The 20,801-nt window shown below is 30.9% G+C and carries 20 protein-coding genes and 1 pseudogene; 11 read left to right on the top strand and 10 right to left on the bottom strand.

The window, feature by feature from the left end; translation table 11 throughout:
• Positions 1 to 79 precede the first annotated feature (79 nt).
• Positions 80 to 2,053 carry an excinuclease ABC subunit UvrB gene (gene uvrB / locus ELQ12_RS05750; protein WP_134264627.1) on the top strand — a complete coding sequence of 658 codons (1,974 nt, stop codon included), beginning with the start codon at positions 80 to 82 and terminating at the stop codon, positions 2,051 to 2,053.
• Here uvrB and ELQ12_RS05745 read toward each other — a convergent pair.
• From ELQ12_RS05745 to ELQ12_RS05700, 10 genes and pseudogenes are all read right to left on the bottom strand, one after another.
• Positions 2,048 to 3,979 (bottom strand): sensor histidine kinase KdpD, encoded by a 1,932-nt coding sequence (locus ELQ12_RS05745; RefSeq protein WP_002871322.1) that lies wholly within the window; start codon positions 3,977 to 3,979, stop codon positions 2,048 to 2,050. The two genes, uvrB and ELQ12_RS05745, sit on opposite strands and share 6 nt — an antisense overlap.
• Before the next feature lie 2 nt (positions 3,980 to 3,981).
• Positions 3,982 to 4,590 carry a potassium-transporting ATPase subunit KdpC gene (kdpC, locus tag ELQ12_RS05740; RefSeq protein ID WP_002871323.1) on the bottom strand — a complete coding sequence of 203 codons (609 nt, stop codon included), beginning with the start codon at positions 4,588 to 4,590 and terminating at the stop codon, positions 3,982 to 3,984.
• A 1-nt stretch (position 4,591) separates the two neighbouring features.
• Positions 4,592 to 6,637 carry a potassium-transporting ATPase subunit KdpB gene (gene kdpB, locus ELQ12_RS05735; RefSeq protein ID WP_070243512.1) on the bottom strand — a complete coding sequence of 682 codons (2,046 nt, stop codon included), beginning with the start codon at positions 6,635 to 6,637 and terminating at the stop codon, positions 4,592 to 4,594.
• Between the two features lie 9 nt (positions 6,638 to 6,646).
• Positions 6,647 to 8,338, bottom strand: coding sequence for a potassium-transporting ATPase subunit KdpA (gene kdpA / locus ELQ12_RS05730; protein ID WP_070210739.1), 1,692 nt, complete (start codon positions 8,336 to 8,338; stop codon positions 6,647 to 6,649).
• Between the two features lie 9 nt (positions 8,339 to 8,347).
• Positions 8,348 to 8,535, bottom strand: a pseudogene (kdpF, locus tag ELQ12_RS05725) (K(+)-transporting ATPase subunit F).
• Positions 8,536 to 8,676: 141 nt separating this feature from the next.
• A complete protein-coding gene (locus ELQ12_RS05720; RefSeq protein ID WP_070243511.1) occupies positions 8,677 to 10,101 on the bottom strand; it encodes an anaerobic C4-dicarboxylate transporter in 1,425 nt (474 codons plus the stop codon).
• A gap of 165 nt (positions 10,102 to 10,266) precedes the next feature.
• On the bottom strand, positions 10,267 to 11,517 hold the full coding sequence (locus ELQ12_RS05715; RefSeq protein WP_070240535.1) for an RNA polymerase factor sigma-54: 1,251 nt from the start codon (positions 11,515 to 11,517) through the stop codon (positions 10,267 to 10,269).
• On the bottom strand, positions 11,517 to 12,245 hold the full coding sequence (lptB, locus tag ELQ12_RS05710) for an LPS export ABC transporter ATP-binding protein (RefSeq protein WP_002855252.1): 729 nt from the start codon (positions 12,243 to 12,245) through the stop codon (positions 11,517 to 11,519). Before lptB ends, ELQ12_RS05715 begins: the two co-directional genes overlap by 1 nt.
• Positions 12,238 to 12,645 (bottom strand): tRNA (adenosine(37)-N6)-threonylcarbamoyltransferase complex ATPase subunit type 1 TsaE, encoded by a 408-nt coding sequence (gene tsaE / locus ELQ12_RS05705; RefSeq protein WP_070240536.1) that lies wholly within the window; start codon positions 12,643 to 12,645, stop codon positions 12,238 to 12,240. The genes lptB and tsaE overlap by 8 nt, the downstream gene beginning before the upstream one ends.
• On the bottom strand, positions 12,642 to 12,887 hold the full coding sequence (locus tag ELQ12_RS05700; protein ID WP_002864726.1) for an RNA-binding S4 domain-containing protein: 246 nt from the start codon (positions 12,885 to 12,887) through the stop codon (positions 12,642 to 12,644). Before ELQ12_RS05700 ends, tsaE begins: the two co-directional genes overlap by 4 nt.
• 155 nt (positions 12,888 to 13,042) lie before the next feature.
• On the opposite strand from ELQ12_RS05700, the gene ELQ12_RS05695 reads away from it, so the two are divergent.
• From ELQ12_RS05695 to ELQ12_RS10625, 10 genes are all read left to right on the top strand, one after another.
• The gene (locus ELQ12_RS05695; RefSeq protein ID WP_070252548.1) at positions 13,043 to 14,263 is read left to right on the top strand and encodes an argininosuccinate synthase; all 1,221 of its coding nucleotides are present in this window, start codon (positions 13,043 to 13,045) and stop codon (positions 14,261 to 14,263) included.
• Positions 14,264 to 14,275: 12 nt separating this feature from the next.
• A complete protein-coding gene (gene rplI / locus ELQ12_RS05690) occupies positions 14,276 to 14,719 on the top strand; it encodes a 50S ribosomal protein L9 (protein ID WP_002871329.1) in 444 nt (147 codons plus the stop codon).
• Entirely contained in the window at positions 14,719 to 15,261 is a 543-nt protein-coding gene (gene hslV / locus ELQ12_RS05685) for an ATP-dependent protease subunit HslV (RefSeq protein ID WP_002776411.1), read from the top strand. Before rplI ends, hslV begins: the two co-directional genes overlap by 1 nt.
• The gene (hslU, locus tag ELQ12_RS05680; protein ID WP_052949649.1) at positions 15,258 to 16,577 is read left to right on the top strand and encodes an ATP-dependent protease ATPase subunit HslU; all 1,320 of its coding nucleotides are present in this window, start codon (positions 15,258 to 15,260) and stop codon (positions 16,575 to 16,577) included. Before hslV ends, hslU begins: the two co-directional genes overlap by 4 nt.
• On the top strand, positions 16,574 to 17,449 hold the full coding sequence (gene era, locus ELQ12_RS05675) for a GTPase Era (RefSeq protein WP_134264626.1): 876 nt from the start codon (positions 16,574 to 16,576) through the stop codon (positions 17,447 to 17,449). The genes hslU and era overlap by 4 nt, the downstream gene beginning before the upstream one ends.
• Positions 17,436 to 18,542, top strand: a complete 1,107-nt coding sequence (locus ELQ12_RS05670; protein ID WP_134264625.1) for a hypothetical protein — start codon at positions 17,436 to 17,438, stop codon at positions 18,540 to 18,542. The genes era and ELQ12_RS05670 overlap by 14 nt, the downstream gene beginning before the upstream one ends.
• Positions 18,535 to 19,083, top strand: a complete 549-nt coding sequence (locus ELQ12_RS05665) for a hypothetical protein (RefSeq protein ID WP_134264624.1) — start codon at positions 18,535 to 18,537, stop codon at positions 19,081 to 19,083. Before ELQ12_RS05670 ends, ELQ12_RS05665 begins: the two co-directional genes overlap by 8 nt.
• A gap of 124 nt (positions 19,084 to 19,207) precedes the next feature.
• Positions 19,208 to 19,492 (top strand): hypothetical protein, encoded by a 285-nt coding sequence (locus tag ELQ12_RS10635; protein WP_243834126.1) that lies wholly within the window; start codon positions 19,208 to 19,210, stop codon positions 19,490 to 19,492.
• Between the two features lie 518 nt (positions 19,493 to 20,010).
• Positions 20,011 to 20,265 carry an amino acid transporter gene (locus ELQ12_RS10630; protein ID WP_079396362.1) on the top strand — a complete coding sequence of 85 codons (255 nt, stop codon included), beginning with the start codon at positions 20,011 to 20,013 and terminating at the stop codon, positions 20,263 to 20,265.
• A gap of 187 nt (positions 20,266 to 20,452) precedes the next feature.
• A complete protein-coding gene (locus tag ELQ12_RS10625) occupies positions 20,453 to 20,722 on the top strand; it encodes a hypothetical protein (RefSeq protein ID WP_044780539.1) in 270 nt (89 codons plus the stop codon).
• The last annotated feature ends 79 nt before the right edge of the window (positions 20,723 to 20,801 follow it).

Raw genomic sequence — 20,801 nt, 5'->3', positions numbered from 1 at the left:
TAGGTTTTTATTGTCAATTAATTTTTAATTAAAGCATTTTCTTTTAAAATTTTTTCAAAAATAAAAATAAAGTAGAAAAATGTTAGAACTTACCAGCGAATTTAAACCCAGTCCTGATCAACAAGAAGCCATAAAAGGCATAGTAAAAAGTATAAAAAAAGGCAACAAATATCAAACCTTACTAGGCGTTACAGGAAGTGGAAAAACCTTTACCATGGCAAATATCATTAAAGAACTTAATATACCTACTCTTATCATGAGTCACAACAAAAGCCTTTGTGCACAACTTTATAGCGAATTTAAAGGCTTTTTTTCTAAAAATCATGTGGAATATTTTATATCTTATTATGATTATTATCAACCTGAAGCCTATATCCCACGCACTGATGTTTTCATAGAAAAAGACAGCTCGACCAATGAAGACTTAGAGCGTTTAAGACTGAGTGCTACTGCTTCTCTTTTAAGTTATGAAGATGTAGTTTGCATAGCTAGTGTTTCAGCAAATTATGGACTTGGTAATCCAAATGAATACATAGGCATGGTTTTAATCTTTGAACTAGGTATGCAAATTTCACAAAAAGAACTTTTAAAAAAACTTGTAGATATGGGTTATAAAAGAAATGATAATTTTTTTGATCGTGCAGATTTTAGAGTTCAAGGAGATATTATAGACATTTATCCAGCTTATTATGAAGATGAAGTAGTAAGACTTGAATTTTTTGGCGATGAGCTTGATACTATGTATCATTACAATGTTTTAGAAAATAAAAAAGGCAAAGATTTAAAACGCTTCATACTCTATCCTACAAGCCAGTTTAGCGTGGGCGAAACAAGACTAAAACAAGCGATAAAAGATATCAAAGCAGAACTTAACGAACGCCTTGCTTATTTTGAACATGAAAATAAACTCGTAGAATATCAACGCCTTAAACAAAGGGTTGAATTTGATCTTGAAATGCTTACAAGCACAGGAATGTGCAAAGGCGTTGAAAATTATGCAAGGCATTTAACAGGACTTAAAGAAGGTGATACTCCTTATACGCTTTTTGATTATTTTGCGATTAAAGATAGAAAATTTCTTGTTATAATTGATGAAAGCCATGTATCTTTACCACAATTTAGGGGTATGTTTGCAGGAGATAGAAGCAGAAAACAAACCTTGGTTGATTATGGTTTTCGTTTGCCTTCAGCCTTGGATAACCGTCCTTTAATGTTTGATGAATTTATCCATAAAAATTGTCAATTTCTTTTTGTTTCAGCTACACCTGCACCTTTAGAACTTGAACTTAGCAAAGAAAACATCTTTCATCAAATCATGCGTCCTACAGGACTGCTTGATCCTTTGATAGAGTTAAAAGATAGTGATAATCAGGTTGAAATTTTATTTGATGAGGCTAAAAAAGTCATACAAAGGAACGAACGAGTTTTAGTAACCGTGCTGACTAAAAAACTCGCTGAAGAACTTACAAGGTATTATTTAGAGCTTGGTATAAAAGTCAAATACATGCACTCAGACATCGATGCTATAGAACGCAATGAAATCATAAGAGGTTTAAGAAGCGGTGCTTTTGATATGCTAATTGGCATTAACTTACTTAGAGAAGGACTAGACCTACCTGAAGTTTCACTCATTGCCATTATGGATGCAGATAAGGAAGGCTTTTTAAGAAGTACAACAAGTTTAATCCAAACCATGGGAAGAGCAGCTAGAAATGTTAATGGTAAGGTTTTGCTTTTTTGCAAAAAGATTACAAAATCCATGCAAGAAGCTATGGATACCACCAATGAACGTCGCAAACTTCAAATGGCTTATAATAAAAAATATAATATCACGCCAGCTTCAGTCAAACGCCATATTGAAGAAAGCTTGAAAAATGAAGAGGATTTAGGCGAAATTTATCGCAAAGGTAAAAAACTAGAAAAAATGCCTGCTAGCGAAAGAGCAAAACTTGTCAAAGAATTAAGAAAGCAAATGCTTGAAGCAGCAAAAGCACTTGAGTTTGAAAAAGCTGCTGCTATTAGAGATGAGATTAATAAATTAAGGGATTTATAATAAAAATATATCCCTTGTTCTAACTCCTGCCTCATTAAGTAAAGCACTTAAAATTTCATACTGAAAGTCTTGCAAGGGACGTTTTTCTTTTAAAACTATACCTATGACCCCTTTAGTTTTTTCCCCATCTTCTATAGGTAAATACATAGCATTAGCATTAGGCAAGGTATTTGTACAAACACCTGCTCTTTCTTTATTTGTTGCAACCCATTGAGCAATAGCAATCTCATCAGCACTAAAACAATTTTTTAACATTTGCTTATCATCGTTAAAAAACAACAAAGGTTTCGATAAAATATTGTTTTTATTTATAGGATAAATAATAATAGGTAAATTTAATAATTTTAAAGCTTGATTTCCAAGTTGTTCCCAAAGCTCTTGTTTGCTTTTCACTCTTGCTAACTTTTCACTATTTTCAAGCAAAATAGCCGTTCTATAAGCTCTTTTAGTGAGTTCTTTAGATTGCAATTTTAATCTTCTAGTAAAAACAGCTGTTAAAAATCCAACTATAAACATAGTTGTAAAAGTAATAATATTTCCACTATCATGAACTTTAAGACTAAAAATAGGTTCTAAAAAGAAAAAATTATAAATCAAAACACTTACCAAAGAAGAATAAAAGGCGAAAATTTTATTATCAGAAATAAAAGAAGAAGCAAAAACTGCTAAAATAAAAATCATAACTATATTGCTTGGCTGAGTATTAAATTTATGAAATACAAAAGCTATAAAAGTTGCTAAAAGCAAAACTCCTGTGATTTTTAAAAAACCTAAAAAATCAAAACCTTTTTTACTTCGTATTTTAGGAGTAGAAATTTGATTTTCATTAACAAGATATAAATCAATATTGGGTGCTTTTTTAGCAACAGCTTCAAAAATCTCTTCTTTAAACTTTTTTTTATCTTTATTTTTACCTAAAACAATTTTAGAAACATTGCTAAGGCTTGAATACTCTGCAATTTGTCTTGCTATATCATCATCATATACGCTAATGATTTCAGCATCAAAACTTTTAGCTAGTTCTATATTTTCCTCTAAGGCTTTTTCTTCTTTAATATTGGGATTTTTTATATAAAGCGCACTCAATTTAGCATGAAAAGCTAAAGCAAGTCTTGCAGCTGCACGAATAACCTTTGCATTTGAAGCATTAATACAAACTAAAATATGCTCTCCAGTATGATAAGCTAAATCATCATTAATAAGCCTTTGTTCACTTGCTCTTAAATTCACTCTTGAAGCAAGTCTTCTTAAGGCAATCTCACGCAAAGCTATAAGTCTTTCTTGGCGAAAGAAATTTTCAAGTGCTAGTTTAGCTTGTTTTTCCTTATAAATTTTGCCATCTTGCATTCTTTTTAAAAGCTTATTGGGTTCAATATCAACAAGTTCAACCTGATCAGCATCATCAAAAATACGATCAGGAATACGCTCTTTAACTTCTATCTTACTGATATTAGCGACTAAATCATTTAAACTTTCTAAATGTTGTATATTTAAAGTAGTATAAACATCAATACCTGCTTTTAGAAGTTCTTCTATATCTTGAAAACGCTTTTCATTACGCAAACCTTTAGCATTAGTGTGTGCAAGCTCATCTACTAAAACCAAAGCAGGTTTTCTCTTAAGGGTAGCGTCTAAATCAAATTCTTTTAATACTATATTTTTATAAGGAATTTCAAGATTAGCTATACTTTCAAAACCTTGTGTTAAAGCCATTGTTTCAGGTCTATCGTGAGGCTCTATATAGCCTAAAACAACATCAACTCCATTATCCCTTAAAGTTCTAGCTTCACTTAACATAGCATAAGTTTTTCCAGAACCTGCAGCATAACCTAAGAAGATTTTTAATTTTGCAAGTTTGTTTTTTTCTTCTTCCTTGGCTTTAACCTCAAGTTTTTTAAGAATTTGTTCGGGACTTTGTCTTTGCATGTTTATTCTTTTTTCATGGCTTTAGCAATAGCTATATTAACGGCTAAAACATTAACTTTTTCTTCCCCAAAAATCCCTAAAAATTTAGACTCTGTATTTTCTTGAATGATTTTTTCTAATTCTTCTTTGGTGATTTTTGAAGATTGACTTATCCTAGGAATTTGCACCAGGGCTGCTTGAAGACTGATATGAGGATCAAGACCTGATCCTGAAGCGCTTAATAAATCCAAAGGAATTTGTTCTTTTGTAATTTGCGGATTTTCATCTAAAAATTTTTGCAAATCTTTTTGCACACGCTCTTTTAAAGCAGGATTTGACATAGCATAATTAAATCCACCTGAACTTACACTGCTTTCATTTGCATCACTTGTATTGTAATTTAATACAGATGCTCTTGAATGTAGAAAATAAGGCTTATTAAAATCTTGACCCAAAAGCTTTGAACCCACCGCTTTACTTATATCCAAAGTTGGACGACCTTCTTTATCCACTAAACTTCCACTTGATTGATAAGGAAAAATAAATTTTGCAACTGTATTTAAAGCAAAAGGATAAATAAGAGTACACAATATTAGCATTACCACAAAAAAACTAAGCAAAGTTCTAAGCATATCACACTCCTAAAATTCTAAGTATCCAAGCTGTAGGAATATCAATTATTTTTATCCCTATAAAAGGTGCGATCATACCGCCTAAACCATAAATACTCAAATTTCTTAAAAGCAAATGCTCGCTTTTCATAGGCTTAAATTTAACTCCACGCATAGCAATAGGTATGAGCAAAGGTATAATAATAGCATTAAAAATAAGTGCTGATAAAATAGCACTTTGCGGGGTAGCCAAATGCATAATATTTAAAATTTGCATTTGAGGTAAAACCACACTAAACATAGCAGGTAAAATAGCAAAATACTTAGCAATATCATTTGCCATGCTAAAAGTTGTAAGACTACCCCTAGTAATAAGCAAACCTTTTCCTATTTCAACTACTTCTAAAATTTTAGTAGGATTAGAATCAAGATCTATCATATTGGCTGCTTCTTTGGCTGCTTGAGTTCCTGAGTTCATAGCTATACCTACATCAGCTTGTGCAAGAGCTGGAGCATCATTGGTTCCATCTCCTGTCATGGCTACTATCTTACCTTGGGCTTGTTCTTTTTTAATGGCTTCTATTTTATCTTCAGGCTTGCATTCTGCTATAAATCCATCAAGCCCTGCTTCTTTAGCTATAGTAGCTGCTGTTAAAGGATTATCTCCAGTACACATTAAAGTTTTTATGCCCATTTTTCTAAGCTCATCAAAACGCTCTTTAAGTCCTGGTTTTACTGTATCCTTTAGATAAATCACTCCTAAAATTTTTTCATTTTTACACACTACCAAAGGAGTGCCACCAAGATTTGAAATTTCCATTACCTTAGTTTCTAAATCGCTAGGAATTTTTCCATTCATTTCGCTTATATAAGCTCTTATAGCATCAAAAGCACCTTTGCGAATTTTTGTATTATCTTGCAAATCCACACCGCTCATTCTATTTTGAGCGCTAAATTCGATAAATTCTTTAATATCATTACCTTCTAATTCATAACCCATTTTTTGAGCCAATGCAACTATACTTTTACCTTCTGGAGTTTCATCTTTTAAAGAGGATAAAACACAAGCTTTAATCATTTCGTCTTTGCTTATACCTTGGACTTCATAAAATTCATTTGCCAAACGGTTTCCAAAAGTAATCGTTCCCGTTTTATCTAAAATCATAGTATCAACATCACCACAACTTTCAACAGCCTTACCTGAAAGCGCGATCACATTAAAACGCGTTACCCTGTCCATACCTGCTATTCCTATAGCTGATAAAAGCCCCCCTATAGTTGTAGGAATAAGACATACAAGCAATGCTACTAACCACGAAATAGGCAAACTCACGCCTAAAAATTGCATAAAAGGATATAAACTTACAACCACTACTAGAAAACTCAAACTAAGCACAATTAAAAGAGTATTAAGAGCAATTTCATTTGGAGTTTTTTGACGCGCAGCACCTTCTACAAGATTGATCATTTTATCTAAAAAACTTTCCCCAGCTCCAACTAAAATTTTAATCTTTAAAAAATCAGTTAAAACCGTAGTCCCACCTGTAACAGAAGAAAAATCACCGCCCGCTTCACGCATAACAGGAGCACTTTCACCTGTAATAGCTGATTCATCAACACTTGCAGCACCTTCTATAATTTCTCCATCATTAGGTATAAGTTCACCTGCTTTAACTAAAACTATATCACCTATTTTTAACTCGCTAGAATTAAGCATTTCTTCACTGCCATCACTTTTTATGCGTCTAGCTTTAGAATCCTTTTTACTTTGTCTTAAGGTAGCTGCTTGGGCTTTACCCCTTCCTTCTGCAATACTTTCTGCAAAATTTGCAAAAAGCAAGGTTACAAATAAAATAAAAGTGATTAAGATGTTATAAATTCTTTCATCAGAATTTCCATTAAACAAAGTAGGAAAAATACTTAAAATCAAAGTAAGAATCAATCCAACTTCCACCATAAACATAACAGGATTTTTTATCATAAAGCGTGGATCAAATTTTAAAAATGCTCCTTTTATGGCATTATTTAAAATTTCTTTTGTAATGAGTTTATTTTGTTTTTTAGACATTGACTCTCCTTAATGCCATAAAGATAAATATTCTGCAATGCTTGATAAAGTAAGCACCGGAAAAAAAGTAAGTGCAGCAAAAATATATATAATACAAACAAGCACAAACATAAAAGTTAAATTATCCGTTTTTAAAGAATTTGCAGTATTTTCTTGTGTATTTTTAGCCAAAAGCGATCCAGCTATAGCAAGCTGAGCTATTAAAACCAAATAACGCCCACAAAACATAGCAAAAGCTGTACTTAAATTCCAAAATAAATTATCATCTTTTAAACCTTCAAGTCCTGAACCATTATTTGCTGCCGAAGAACTAAATTCATACAAAATTTGAGCCAAGCCATGAAAGCTAGGATTACTTATGCTATCTTTTGCAAAAACAACAGCTAATGCACTTAAAACAAGGATTAATAAAGGATGGATAAGAATTACCAAAGCTATAAGCTTCATTTGTGCGCTTTCTATTTTTTTACCCAAGAATTCTGGAGTTCTGCCTATCATTAATGCACAAATAAACACGGTTAAAAGCACATAAATAATCATATTCATAAGCCCTACTCCTTCGCCACCAAAAGCTACATTTAACATCATATTTAACAAAGTAGCACTGATGCTTAAAGGATTTAAACTATCGTGCATATTATTGACGCTTCCTGTAGTAAAAGCAGTAGTTACAGCACTAAATAAACTCGAACCATCTGTGCCAAATCTTATTTCTTTACCTTCTAAATTTCCCAAATTTGCATTTAAACCCAAAGAATCCAAATTTGGATTTGACATTTTTTCGCTAAAATAAATTAAAAGCAAAGAAATGATAAAAATAATCCCCATTGCACCAAAAATAACTCCCCCTTCTTTTCCCATAAGAGCAAAACCTTGTCTTTCTTTTCTATGATAAACCATCAATCCAAAAGCTACAACACAGGCACTAGGAATAAGCATCATGGATAAAATTTGTAAAAAATTTGTAAGTGAAGTAGGATTTTCAAAAGGCATGCTTGAATTAGCACCAAAAAAACCACCCCCATTTGTCCCTAAATGTTTTATAGACTCAAGAGCTGCAACAGGACCTGTGGCAATACTTTGAAATTTATTTTCTAAAGTAAGCACGCTAAAATTTGCGTGATAGTTTTGCACCACGCCTTCAGAGATAAAAATTACAGCCAAAATAAAACTTAAAGGCAACATCAAACGCGTAATAATACGCGTAAAATCTTCATAAAAATTTCCCATTTGCATACCACATAAAGCACGACAAAAAGCCATACAAGCAGAATATCCACTTGCACTTGAAACAAACATAGCAAGTAAAATGCCTGTATTTTGGGAAAGCAAACTTAAAGCACTCTCTCCACTATAATGCTGAAGGTTTGTATTTGTAATAAAACTAATTACAGTATTTAAATTCAAATCCCCTTTCATAGAATTTATCGAATTGGGATTTAAAAAAAGTTTATCTTGTAAATAAAAAATCACGAAAGAAAAAATAGCCACTAAAGCATTAAAAGCAATTAAATGCAAAGAATATTTTTGCCAAGTCATATTTTTTCTATCAATTGCACAAATTTTATAAATTAAATTATCAATTGGATTAAAAATAAAATCAAAAATAGTTTTTTTACAGCTTGCAATTTTATAAAGATAATTTCCAAAAATTAAAGCCAATATAAAAGCTATAATCAGTGTTATTAAAATTTCTAGCATATTTTTCCTTTAAAATTTTTCAGGATATAATAGAGCATAAAATAAATAAAGAGCAAGTATTAAGCTTAAAACTAGTAAAAATATCATCCGCGTGTCCTAGTTTGAATTTCACAAAAACGGATAAAAAACCATAAACTACCAAAAGCTAAAAGCAGAAGCAAAGCAAAGATAACATCCATAGGATAGCCCTTTCTCATTGATTCAAAATAGGATTTATTCTATCCTTGTTAAGCTTATATTTTGATTAATACTAATTTTATGATTTATTTATAATTTTTATCTATATTAAATAAAAAGACAAATGAAAAATTTAGCAGGAAAAATCCTGCTAAAAATTGTTAAAGATAACCCGCTGCCATAGCAATAAAATATCCTGCTATACAAGAAGTGATTACACCTATAAGACCTGGTAAAATAAAACTATGATTGATAACAAATTTACCAATATGAGTAGTACCTGATCTGTCAAATTGTATAGTAGCTAAATCGCTTGGATAGGTTGGTAAAATATAATACCCATAACAAGCAGCCGCAAAAGCAACAATTACACCAGGTTCAACACCAATTCCTAAAGCCAAAGGAACAAAAGCCGAAATAGCCGCTGCTTGAGAGTTTACAAATTTTGAAATTAAAAGAAGCATTACAGCATAAGTCCAAGGATACTCTTTTACTATATCTCCAAGCGCTGCTTTCATCATAGGAGTGTGAACTGCAAACATAGTATCAGCCATCCAAGAAATTCCAAAAACCGCAACAAGTGCTATCATACCTGATTTAAAAATTTCATTAGAGCCGATTTTCTTTGCATCTGTTTTAGTAAAGATGATAATCAAAGAACCTGCTAAAAGCATAAACATCTGAATAACTGAAACCATGGATAAAACATCCATTTTAGGATTGCCTAAAGCATCTACTTGAGGAATGCCATTTTTTACAACTTGTCCCCAGTTTGGACGCAAAAAATCAAATACACCCAATAAAGCTACTAAAGCAATAGCTCCTAAGAAAATCCACATTGCAACCCAATTGCTTTTTGGAAGTTTAACACCTAAAAGTGTTTTAGAATCCCCATAAACATATTTTTTAAATTCAGGATCTTTAAGTTTTTCTTGAAATACTTCATCTTTATCCAAATCTTTTCCTCTAAACCAAGAAAAAATTCCTATACACAATACACCAAATAATGTACTAGGTATAGTAATTTGAAGAAGATTGATATAACCATCAAAACCTGCTAATTTATGATTAGCATTTAAAAGCAAAGCAGTCAAACTCACAACAGCCACAGATACAGGAGATGCAATAATACCCATTTGTGATGATATAGAAGCTGCTGCCATTGGACGCTCAGGGCGAATACCATTTTTAATCGCTATATCATAAATAATAGGCATAATAGTATAAACCACATGTCCTGTTCCACAAAGTATAGTCAAAAAGCAGGTTACAAAAGGTGCTAGTATTGTTAAAAACTTAGGATTGCGTCTTAAAATTCTTTCTGCTATTTGAAGCATAACATCTAAACCACCACTCGCTTGCAAAGTTGCACTCGCAACCACCACCGCTAAAATTGTAAGCATAACATCTATGGCTGGTTTTCCAGGCTTTATATGAAAAGCAAATACAAGCATTAAAATACCTATACCACCAAGCAAACCAAGCGCTATACCGCCTTTTTTTGCACCGTAAAAAAGACAAATTAAAACGATAATGATTTGGACTGCAAATTGCCCTCCCTCACTAAGGCTTGTTAAAAAGTCCATTTTAACTCCTTTGAAAATTGATATTTAAAAACAGTTATTATTGTATCACATTTTTAAATTAAAGAATAATATTTATAAAAATAAAAATAACAATTTTTTAAATTATTTAAATTAAATTTAAATATAAAACACAAGCGTAATGGGTTTGACAGATTGTATAGAATTTTATCCTTCAAGTTCATATATTTTTTTTCTATCTGTAGAGCTTGCTATATTAAGATGTTTGCGATATTTTGTAATAGTTCTTCGTCCTATATCGACCTTAAATTCTTCTTTGATTAATTCTAAAATTTTACTATCGCTTAAAGGTTTATTGCGATCTTCATTCTTTACTAAATTTGCCACAAATTCTTTAACACCTACATTTGAAGTCTCTCCCTCTTCATCAAGAGCAAAAGCAAAAAAATCACGCAAGGGAATAAGTCCTCTTTCACAACTTAAATATTTATTTGCCACAGCTCTTGATATAGTCGAAGCATTACGTTCTAAATCAAGTGCTAAATCCTTAAAAGTCATAGGTTTTATCTCTTTTCCCATGAAAAAATCATATTGATATTCTACTATCATAAGCCCTATTTTATAAAGAGTAGCTTTTCTCATCGCTAAAGCATCAACTAAATTTTTTGCTTCTTTGATGTAATGATTTAAAAAATCATGCTCTAAACCATCAGTTTGGATTGAAATTTCAGGATAATAATCATCATTGATTTTTACTTTAATTTCACCATTTTCTTTATAAACAAAAATATCAGGAACAATTATACGAGAATCTTCAAAATATTCCAAAAAAGGAGGAGTGCTAAAACGCTTAAGTACAGCTAATGCTTCTTTATATAAAGGCTCTTTGGTATAGTTTTGTATATTTTCAAAATCCATAATCAACATTCTACAAAATTCATCAATATCTTCATCTAACTCCATATTTTCAAGAGCAAATAAAAATGCTTCTTTATAATCTTTAGCTCCCACTCCTACAGGATCTAAAAATTTAAATCTTGCTCTTACTCGCTCAATTTCTTCCAAAGAATACTCTTTTAAAAATTCTTCATCGTATTCAAAATATCCTTCCTCATTTAAGCATTCTATAATTTTTTTTGCAAGTTCTTGAGATTTGTTTGTAGGAAACAAAGGAGGAAGAATCTGTTCATTTAAAAGCTCATAAACACTTTTTTTGGCAAGTCCTTTACTATCCACAAAAGCCGAATTTACATTATGTTTATAAAATGAATCAAAATAATTCTTATCCTTATCATGAGTTTGTATTGAATCTTGAACATTTAAGAAAGGATTATCCTCAGCAAATTTATCTAAATTTTCTTTTAAATCCTCTATGTTTGCTTGTAAAATCGGCAACCAAGAGCGTAAAGTTTGAGAAATTTTAGTCTTGGGTGCTTGGGTGATTTTTTGCTTTAACATCAATCAAGGAGTTTAAACTCCGCTCCTAAATAATACTTTTTCACGTCTTTATTGGTTGCAATTTCATCAGCATTCCCACTAGCAAGCAAAGAACCTGATCTTATAACATAAGCTCTATCACAAATAGCCAAAGTCTCACGCACATTATGATCGGTAATTAAAACCCCAATCCCTAATCTTTTAAGCTCTTTAATTAAAGTTTGAATTTCAGCCACTGCTATAGGATCAACACCTGCAAAAGGCTCATCAAGAAGCAAAAACTTAGGTTCGCACATCAAGCTTCTAGCGATCTCACAACGCCTTCTTTCACCTCCACTTAAACTTAAACCTTTCCTTAAACGAATAGGTTCTATACTTAAAAGTTCAAGCATTTGCTCAACTTTATCATGTAAAATTTTTTTATCTTTATAAAAAATCTGAGCCGCTAAAAGCAGGTTATCTTCTACACTTAAATCCTTAAAAATACTACTTTCTTGAGGTAGATAACCTATCCCTGATCTAGCTCTTTTGTTTAAAGGATCTTTTGTTACATCCAAACCATCTAAAAGAACTTTTCCACTACTTGGAGAAATAAGTCCACATATCATATAAAAAGTTGTTGTTTTTCCTGCACCATTTGGCCCTAAAAGTCCTACAACTTCTCCGCTATTAACCTCTAAAGAAATTCCATGTATAATCTTAGTTTTTTTAATAATTTTTTCCAAATTTACAATTTCTAATTTACTCATAAATTTCATACTTTCTTTTATTATCTTTAATGCTAATTTTAATCTGGATAGTAGAAATTCCAAATTTCATTAAAGTTTTTTTCAAATTTTCACAACCCCATTCAACCAAATGCAAACCTTTTTCAAAAAAATTTTCAAATAAACCATTTGCTAAAAGTCCTTCTAAACCTTCTTGATAAATATCATAATGATAAATGCAAATATCATGATTTTCATATTTTTGCATAGTGGAAAAAGTTGGAGAATCTACCCTTGCATCAAGACCAAGAAATTTAACCCAAGCTTGCACCAAGCTTGTTTTTCCGCTAGCCAAATCTCCTTGAAGCAAAACAACACCTTCTTTAGGCATTATTTGAAGCATCGTTTTGATCTCATCTTTTGCTAAAATAAATTCTTTCATAATTTTACCACATATTCATTTTGTGCGTTTTTAGGAATACTTTTCGTACTAGGTAGAGCTAGCACTTTATATTTTTGAGTGTATTCAGTAAAATGTAAAGTGATGATATCACCCACCTTAACCTCTTTACTCGCTTTAACAATAACACCATTAATCCCTACTACACCACTTTTACACATATCTTCAGAAATAGCTCTTCTTTTCGTGATATTAACTACATTTAAAAATTTATCTACTCTCATAAAAGCAATTTTAGCAAAAAAAATCAATTTTTGGAACAAAATTTGCTTACGCCTTTGCTTTATTTTTTAAGAAAATAGCAAGTAAAAACTTTTCTTTAATGAAATTTGGATACAATTTCATAATTTTCAAAATCTATTTTAACAAAGGATATCTTATGAAAAATGAAGTAAAAAAAGTAGTTTTAGCGTATTCTGGAGGGCTTGATACGAGCATTATTTTAAAATGGCTTCAAGATGAGTATAATTGCGAAGTTGTAACTTTTACAGCAGATATTGGTCAAGGCGAAGAACTTGAACCTGCAAGAAAAAAAGCCCTTTCTTTAGGCATAAAAGAAGAAAATATTTTCATTAAAGATTTAAGAGATGAATTTGTTAAAGATTATGTATTTCCTATGTTTAGAGCCAATGCGATTTATGAAGGAGAATATCTTTTAGGAACAAGTATAGCAAGACCACTTATAGCAAAAACTCAAGCACAAATTGCCCTGCAAACAGGTGCTGATGCGGTAAGTCATGGCGCCACAGGCAAAGGAAATGATCAAGTGCGTTTTGAACTTGGTTATCTTGCTTTTAATCCCGATTTAAAAATCATCGCTCCATGGCGTGAGTGGGATTTAAACAGTCGTGAAAAACTCCTTGCTTATGCACAAAAACACGGTATTGATATTTCTAAGAAAAAAGGAAAATCTCCTTATTCTATGGACGCAAATTTACTTCATATTTCTTATGAAGGACTTGTTTTAGAAGATCCTGCACACGCACCCCAAGAAGATATGTGGAGATGGAGTAAAAGCCCAAAAGACGCTCCAAATGAAAGTGAAATTATAGAACTTGATTTCCAAAAGGGAGATTTAGTAACGATAAATGGAGAAAAACTAAGTCCTGCAGGACTTTTAACCAAACTTAACGAACTAGGCTGCAAACACGGTATAGGACGCCTTGATATAGTAGAAAATCGCTATATAGGAATGAAAAGTCGTGGTTGTTACGAAACTCCAGGCGGTACTATACTTTTAAAAGCACACAGAGCGCTTGAAAGCATCACGCTTGATAGAGAAGCAGCACACTTAAAAGATGAACTCATGCCAAAATACGCAAGTTTAATTTATAATGGCTATTGGTTCTCGCCTGAAAGAATGATGCTTCAAGCCTTAATCGATGAGTCTCAAATTCACGCCAATGGCAGAGTAAAACTCGAGCTTTATAAAGGCAATGTGATGGTTATAGGACGTGAAAGTGCGAACGATAGCTTGTTTAACGCAGCTTATTGTACTTTTGAAGAAGATGAAGTGTATAATCAAAAAGACGCAGCAGGCTTTATCAAGCTTAATGCTTTGCGTTTTATCATTGCAGGAAAAAATGGAAGAAAATTTTAATAAAGGAATAAAATGAAAGTATTATTAATCAAAGATGTAAAAACACTTGGAAAAGCAGGAGAAATAAAAGAAGTAAAAGACGGCTACGGACAAAATTTCTTAATCGCTAAAGGCTTTGCTAAAGCAGCTACTAATGAAGTTTTAAGAAAATATGAAAGCGACAAGAAAAAAGAGGCTGAAAATTTACGCTTTGAAATCGCAAATTTAGAAAAACTCAAAGAAGAACTTAGCAAAATCACTCTTGAAATTTCAAAACCCGTAGGTGCAAATGGAAGTTTGTTTGGTGGCGTAACCAAAGATGAAATCGCTCACGCCCTAAAAGAACAAAGCCATATAGAAATCGATAAAAAAAGTTTAGAATGCGACACCTTAAAAAGCTTAGGAATTCACGAAGTAAGCGTAAAACTTGGACACGCAATCCATGCTAAATTTAACATAAATATAAAGGCAGAATAATGTTTCATGCAACAACGATTTTAGCTTACAAAGGTAAAAATAAATCCGTAATTGGCGGAGATGGACAAGTAAGCTTTGGAAATACGGTGCTAAAAGGCAATGCTGTAAAGATTAGAAAACTCAACAATGGCAAAGTTTTAGCAGGTTTTGCAGGATCAACAGCTGATGCTTTTAATCTTTTTGATATGTTTGAAAATCTCCTTCAAAGTTCTAAAGGCGATCTTTTAAAAGCAGCGATTGACTTTTCTAAAGAATGGAGAAAAGACAAATACTTAAGAAAACTTGAAGCCATGATGCTCGTACTTGATAGAAATCACATTTTTCTACTTTCTGGTACAGGCGATGTGGTCGAACCTGAAGATGGACAAATCGCAGCCATAGGAAGTGGTGGAAACTATGCACTTTCAGCTGCTAGAGCCTTAGCAAAACATGCCAATTTAGATGAAGAAGAACTTGTAAAATCAAGTCTTCAAATCGCAGGTGAAATTTGCATTTATACTAATACCAATATCAAAACTTATGTAATCGAGGATGAGAAATGAATCTAACTCCAAAAGAAATTGTTAAATTTTTAGATGATTATGTTATAGGACAAAAAAAAGCTAAAAAAATCATAGCCATAGCTTTAAGAAATCGCTACCGCAGAATGCAACTTAGCCCTGAGTTGCAAGATGATATAGTGCCAAAAAATATCTTAATGATAGGTTCTACAGGTGTAGGAAAAACAGAAATCGCTAGGCGTTTAGCTAAAATGATGGGCTTTCCTTTCATCAAAATCGAAGCAAGTAAATATACTGAAGTAGGTTTTGTAGGTCGTGATGTAGAAAGCATGGTAAGAGATCTTGCCAATGCGGCTTTAAATTTGGTAAAAAATGAGCAAAGAGAAAAAAACAAAGATAAAATCGATGAATTTATAGAAAATAAAATTTTAGAAAAACTTTTACCACCTTTACCAAAGGGTATCAGCGATGAAAAACAAGAAGAATATAAAAACAGTCTTGAAAAAATGAGAACTAAACTAAAAAATGGCGATCTTGATGAAAGCACTATAGAAATAGAAATTTCACAAAATATGTTTGATACCAATCCCAACCTACCTCCTGAAATGGGTGCAATGCAAGATATAGTTAAGGTTATAGGCGTTGGCAGTAAAAAAGTCAAAAAAGAAATGAAAATCAAAGACGCTAAAAATGCTTTAAAAAATGAGGCAGGAGAAAAAATCCTAGACCAAGAAAGCATCAAAAGCGAAGCCTTAAAAAGGGCGGAAAATGAAGGGATTATTTTTATTGATGAAATCGATAAAATCGCTGTTTCAAGCGGAAATTCAAACCGCCAAGATCCAAGTAAAGAAGGGGTACAAAGAGACTTACTTCCTATAGTCGAGGGATCAAATGTACAAACAAAAATAGGTACTTTAAAAACCGATCATATTCTTTTTATCGCTGCAGGGGCTTTTCATCTTAGCAAACCAAGTGATCTTATCCCTGAACTACAAGGACGCTTTCCTTTAAGAGTGGAATTAGATAGTCTTGATGATAAAGCTCTTTATGAAATTTTAACACGCCCTAAAAATTCACTTTTAAAACAATACTCTCAGCTTTTAAAAACTGAAAATTTAGAACTTGAATTTGACGATGAGGCAATCAAAGAAATAGCAAAAATAGCTTCAAGAGCCAATGAAGAAATGCAAGATATAGGTGCTAGACGCTTACATACTGTGATAGAAAAATTACTTGAAGATTTAAGCTTTGAAGCTGATGAGTATGCGGGTAAAAAATTCGTAGTGGATAAAAAAATGGTAGAAGAAAAACTCGGAGATATCATAGAAAATAAAGATCTTGCAAGGTATATTTTGTGAAAAGTGGCTTTGTTAGCATCATAGGGCGTACTAATGCAGGAAAAAGTACTTTAATCAATTCCTTATTAGAAGAAAAAATCGCCCTAGTTTCTCACAAACAAAATGCCACAAGGCGCAAAATCAAAGCCATAATGATGCATGAAAAAAATCAAATCATTTTTATCGATACCCCAGGACTTCACGAAAGCGGTGCTACGCTTAATCAACTGCTTGTCCAAAGTGCTATTAAATCCATGGGGGATTGTGATGTGATTTTATTTGTGGCGAGTGTTTTTGATAGTACAAAAGACTATGAAAATTTTCTTAGTCTAAACCCACAAGTACCACATATCATCACTTTAAATAAAGTAGATTTAACCGACAATGCTACACTTTTAAAAAAACTTAGCGAATATGCAAAATTTAGCCAACATTTTAAGGCTATCATTCCTTATTCTTCTAAGAAAAAAAGCTATAAAAAAGGCTTATTAGATGAAATAGTAAAATACCTTGATGAACATGAGTATTTTTATAATCCTGAATTTTTAAGTGCGAGTAGCGAAAAAGAACTTTATAGAGATTTCATACTTGAAAGTATTTATGAAAATTTAAGTGATGAGCTTCCTTATAGTAGCGAAGTGCTTATCCATCGCACCAAAGACACACCTAATCTTTTAATCCTAGAAGCCAATATCATCACCGATACAAACTCTCACAAGGGTATGCTTATAGGAAAAGAAGGGGCAACTTTAAAAAGAATAGGCAAAGATGCACGCTTTAAAATTTCAAAACTTGCACAAAAAAAGGTACTTTTAAAGCTTTTCGTAACAGTGAAAAAAAACTGGCAAAAAGATGAAGAATTTTTAAAAAAACTTTTAAATGATGAAAATTAATTCATTAAATAAAATAAATTTTATAAAATCTACAGATTTGCTTTATGCTCAAAGAACAGGAATATCCAAAGAAGACGAACTTTTTAACAATTTAACCGCAGATTTTAGGCTAAGCAAACCCTTTGACTACCAAATAGCTTTTTTTAAACATAATGAAATTTATCATTGTTTTTTAGCGCCTGTTTACAAATTGAAAAAAAGTCGTTTTTGCTTTCCTGAGCCTTTAATTTTTCAAGCTTTGTTTGATGAAAGATTTATTGAGGAAAGTGATTATTGTGTTTTAAATTTATATGATCAAACTTTATATTTATATTTTTACCAAGAAGGAAAATTTATCAATCTTAAAAAAATCGAAAATTTCAACCCAGGTAATATGGATTTATTTTTTAAACAAAATCGATTTACAGAACTTTTAAAACACTATGAAAGCAAATTGCTACTTTATCAGGATTTGGATACAATCAAACATTACTTCTCATCTCAAATAAAATGTTTAAATCTAAATGATATTCTTGATAAAAATAGTTTATTGAAATTAAGTTCATATAGTATAAAAAATCTAGATCAAAATTGTAATTTTATCAAGCATAATAAAATAAAAATATCTATTTCTTTTAAAATTATATTAATATTTATTTTTAGCTTTAGTCTTAGCATGATGATTTTATTATTTAAAGATTTTATAGAGTACAAACAAAATAAGGAAATTCAAAATAAAAATTTTATCATACAAGAAGAAATTTCTAAACTAAAACAAGATAAGCAAAAATTATTAACAAACATACAAGATTTAAACTTTACTCTTTCCAATAAAATATCATCTACACAACAACAATTTCATATTTTATCCACCATAACAAAAGAAATCAATTTAGACAAAAATAAGGCAATCATTCTAAATCAAATCATATCATGGCTTAACTCCAATGACCTTAAAGTCACAAATCTTGAATTTGAACAAACAAAAATCATTCTTTCTTTTATCGATGAAAACCACTTTAAAAGAGCATTAGAAAATCTAAATTCTACTTTTAAAATTCTTGATAAAAATGAAGAAACATTTAATATCATATTAGAAGTCATACATGAATAAAATAGAAGTATTTTTGCAAAATTTAAATCCTAGGGAAAAATTTCTTTTTATTTCTTTTATCTGCCTTTGTGCTTTGTTTTTAGCTTTTAAAATTCACGATCACTTTTTGGAAGATATTTTTCAAAAAACATTAATAGAACATAATTACCTTGCATTAAATGAAGCAAAAATAGAAAATTCACATCTTAAAGAAATAGAGACAAAGCTAACAAAACAGATAAAAACAGAGGAAGAAAAATTAAAATACTATAAAGAAAAATTGCATTCATTTTCTTATGATAAAGATTTTTTCAATAAAAAAATCAACAATTTATCCAAAAATTTAACCATTAATGAAATAAAATTTTCCCAAGAAAACAAAAATTTTATCCACTATAATTATGTTTCTCTAAGTTTAAATGGCAACTTTAAAGACTTACTTAATTTTATACAAAATTTAGAAAATCTTCCTATAGCTTTAAAAATTGATAAAATAAAACTATACAATACACAGGGTTTAAAATTAAAGCTTGATTTAATGTTTAAATTTATTCATTTATAATAATATTAAAATGTTATATTTTTAAATATTACTATAAAAAATATTTAAAAATATTGTAATTTAATTATTTTTCTATTACTATGAGTTAAAATATTTTAAGCATAAAAAAGAAAGGTATTGAGAAGTGACTAAGCAAGAAATACAAAAACTCGATACAAATTTCCTAGGTCATCCCAAGCCTTTATTCTCTCTATCAATAGTAGAACTTTGGGAAAGATTTGCTTTTTATGGCATACGATCTTTACTTGTGCTTTTCATGGCAACAACCATAAACAAAGGCGGACTTGGAATAAGCACTGAATACGCCTCGGCAATTTATGGCATTTTTGCAGGATGCTTGTATTTAGTAGCACTTCCTGGAGGCTGGATTACTGATAATTATTTAGGGCAAAAAAGGCTTTATTTCTAGGTTCTTTTATTATAGCTTTAGGACATATTAGCATAGCCTTATCTATTTTAAGCACACCTATATTTTTCCTAGGGCTTGCTTTTATCGTTATTGGTACTGGATTTTTAAAACCAGCGCTTCTGTAATGGTTGGAATGTTACATAAAAACAAAATGATACAAGATGCAGTACTAGCTATACAATTTTTTATATAGGAATTAACATTGAAGCATTCATTGCTCCTCTTATATGTGGTTTTGTTCAAGCAAAATAGAATTATCATTTAGGATTTGGAGGAGGTTTAGGTATGCTAATCTCTTTGCTTATTTTATATTTTAAAACTGCCTCTGAGCTTGAAGAATTTCATAAAAATTGCACCTTAAAGCAAAACTGGGAACAACCATTTAAAAAAGTAAAAATTTAACTCTTATGCTAAAGTATAAGCCTGTTAAGTATTATTGGATTTTTTCTAATTTTTATTAATCTTGTAGATATTAATCTCATGATACTATCAAAAAAACTTTTTGCTATGTTTGGTAAATTTATTTCATATATCTTTTTGTTTTTAAAGCCTTAAATAAAAGAGAAAAACAGCAATTAACAATTTTAATTGTTTTATTCTTTGCAGCCACTTTTTTTTGGAGTACTTTTAAACAAAAACCTACTGCTTATAATCTTTTTGCGCAAGATTTTACAAATAGAAATATTTTTGATTGGAAAATTCCAACAAACTGGTTTCAATCTTTTAATCCAATTTTTATCATCATACTTACTCCTATAGCAAGTTATATTTAGTTATTTTTAGAGAAAAAAATATATATTTTTCTTCCATTGGAAAATTTACTTTAGAAATATTATTTGCCGGTATTGGTTTTATGATAATGACCTTTGCTTCACAAAGTCTAATAAACAACAATGGTTTACCAATATCCATGGCTTGGATTATTATAAGTATATTCTTTTAACACTTGTGGAACTATGCATGTCTCCTATTGGACTCTCTATAATGGCTGAGATTACCCCTGATTTAATCGAAAATCAAGTCATGGGACTTTGGTTTGTAGCAAGTGCACTTGGAAATTTTGTTGCAGGACTTATAGGAGGAAATGTCAATATTAAAAACATCGATCAACTTCCTAATATTTTTGGACAATGCATGTGGATGCTTTTTGTTATAGCGCTTTTACTTTTTATTGCTAAAAAACCAATTTATAAAATTCTTAACGAAAAAAATAAGCAATTATCTAACTAAACTTAAAATACAAAATACACCAAAGTTGAAAATTGATCTTAATATTTCTTTTTTTTATATTTGCAAAAAAGTAACATTA

The sequence above is a fragment of the Campylobacter sp. US25a genome (assembly GCF_004379075.1).
GTDB classification, from domain to species: domain Bacteria; phylum Campylobacterota; class Campylobacteria; order Campylobacterales; family Campylobacteraceae; genus Campylobacter_D; species Campylobacter_D jejuni.
This window is presented reverse-complemented; position numbering and strand designations above follow the sequence as displayed.

What these genes read in the sequence shown, in the direction of transcription:
- kdpC (WP_002871323.1), bottom strand. Translation starts at nt 4,590, where the DNA reads ATGCTTAGAACTTTGCTTAGTTTTTTTGTGGTAATGCTAATATTGTGT.
- ELQ12_RS05665 (WP_134264624.1), top strand. Translation starts at nt 18,535, where the DNA reads ATGAATAAAATAGAAGTATTTTTGCAAAATTTAAATCCTAGGGAAAAA.
- ELQ12_RS05700 (WP_002864726.1), bottom strand. Translation starts at nt 12,887, where the DNA reads ATGAGAGTAGATAAATTTTTAAATGTAGTTAATATCACGAAAAGAAGA.
- ELQ12_RS05670 (WP_134264625.1), top strand. Translation starts at nt 17,436, where the DNA reads ATGATGAAAATTAATTCATTAAATAAAATAAATTTTATAAAATCTACA.
- rplI (WP_002871329.1), top strand. Translation starts at nt 14,276, where the DNA reads ATGAAAGTATTATTAATCAAAGATGTAAAAACACTTGGAAAAGCAGGA.
- ELQ12_RS05715 (WP_070240535.1), bottom strand. Translation starts at nt 11,517, where the DNA reads ATGTTAAAGCAAAAAATCACCCAAGCACCCAAGACTAAAATTTCTCAA.
- lptB (WP_002855252.1), bottom strand. Translation starts at nt 12,245, where the DNA reads ATGAGTAAATTAGAAATTGTAAATTTGGAAAAAATTATTAAAAAAACT.
- ELQ12_RS10625 (WP_044780539.1), top strand. Translation starts at nt 20,453, where the DNA reads ATGTCTCCTATTGGACTCTCTATAATGGCTGAGATTACCCCTGATTTA.
- uvrB (WP_134264627.1), top strand. Translation starts at nt 80, where the DNA reads ATGTTAGAACTTACCAGCGAATTTAAACCCAGTCCTGATCAACAAGAA.
- hslU (WP_052949649.1), top strand. Translation starts at nt 15,258, where the DNA reads ATGAATCTAACTCCAAAAGAAATTGTTAAATTTTTAGATGATTATGTT.
- ELQ12_RS05745 (WP_002871322.1), bottom strand. Translation starts at nt 3,979, where the DNA reads ATGCAAAGACAAAGTCCCGAACAAATTCTTAAAAAACTTGAGGTTAAA.
- ELQ12_RS05695 (WP_070252548.1), top strand. Translation starts at nt 13,043, where the DNA reads ATGAAAAATGAAGTAAAAAAAGTAGTTTTAGCGTATTCTGGAGGGCTT.
- kdpA (WP_070210739.1), bottom strand. Translation starts at nt 8,338, where the DNA reads ATGCTAGAAATTTTAATAACACTGATTATAGCTTTTATATTGGCTTTA.
- ELQ12_RS05720 (WP_070243511.1), bottom strand. Translation starts at nt 10,101, where the DNA reads ATGGACTTTTTAACAAGCCTTAGTGAGGGAGGGCAATTTGCAGTCCAA.
- hslV (WP_002776411.1), top strand. Translation starts at nt 14,719, where the DNA reads ATGTTTCATGCAACAACGATTTTAGCTTACAAAGGTAAAAATAAATCC.
- tsaE (WP_070240536.1), bottom strand. Translation starts at nt 12,645, where the DNA reads ATGAAAGAATTTATTTTAGCAAAAGATGAGATCAAAACGATGCTTCAA.
- kdpB (WP_070243512.1), bottom strand. Translation starts at nt 6,637, where the DNA reads ATGTCTAAAAAACAAAATAAACTCATTACAAAAGAAATTTTAAATAAT.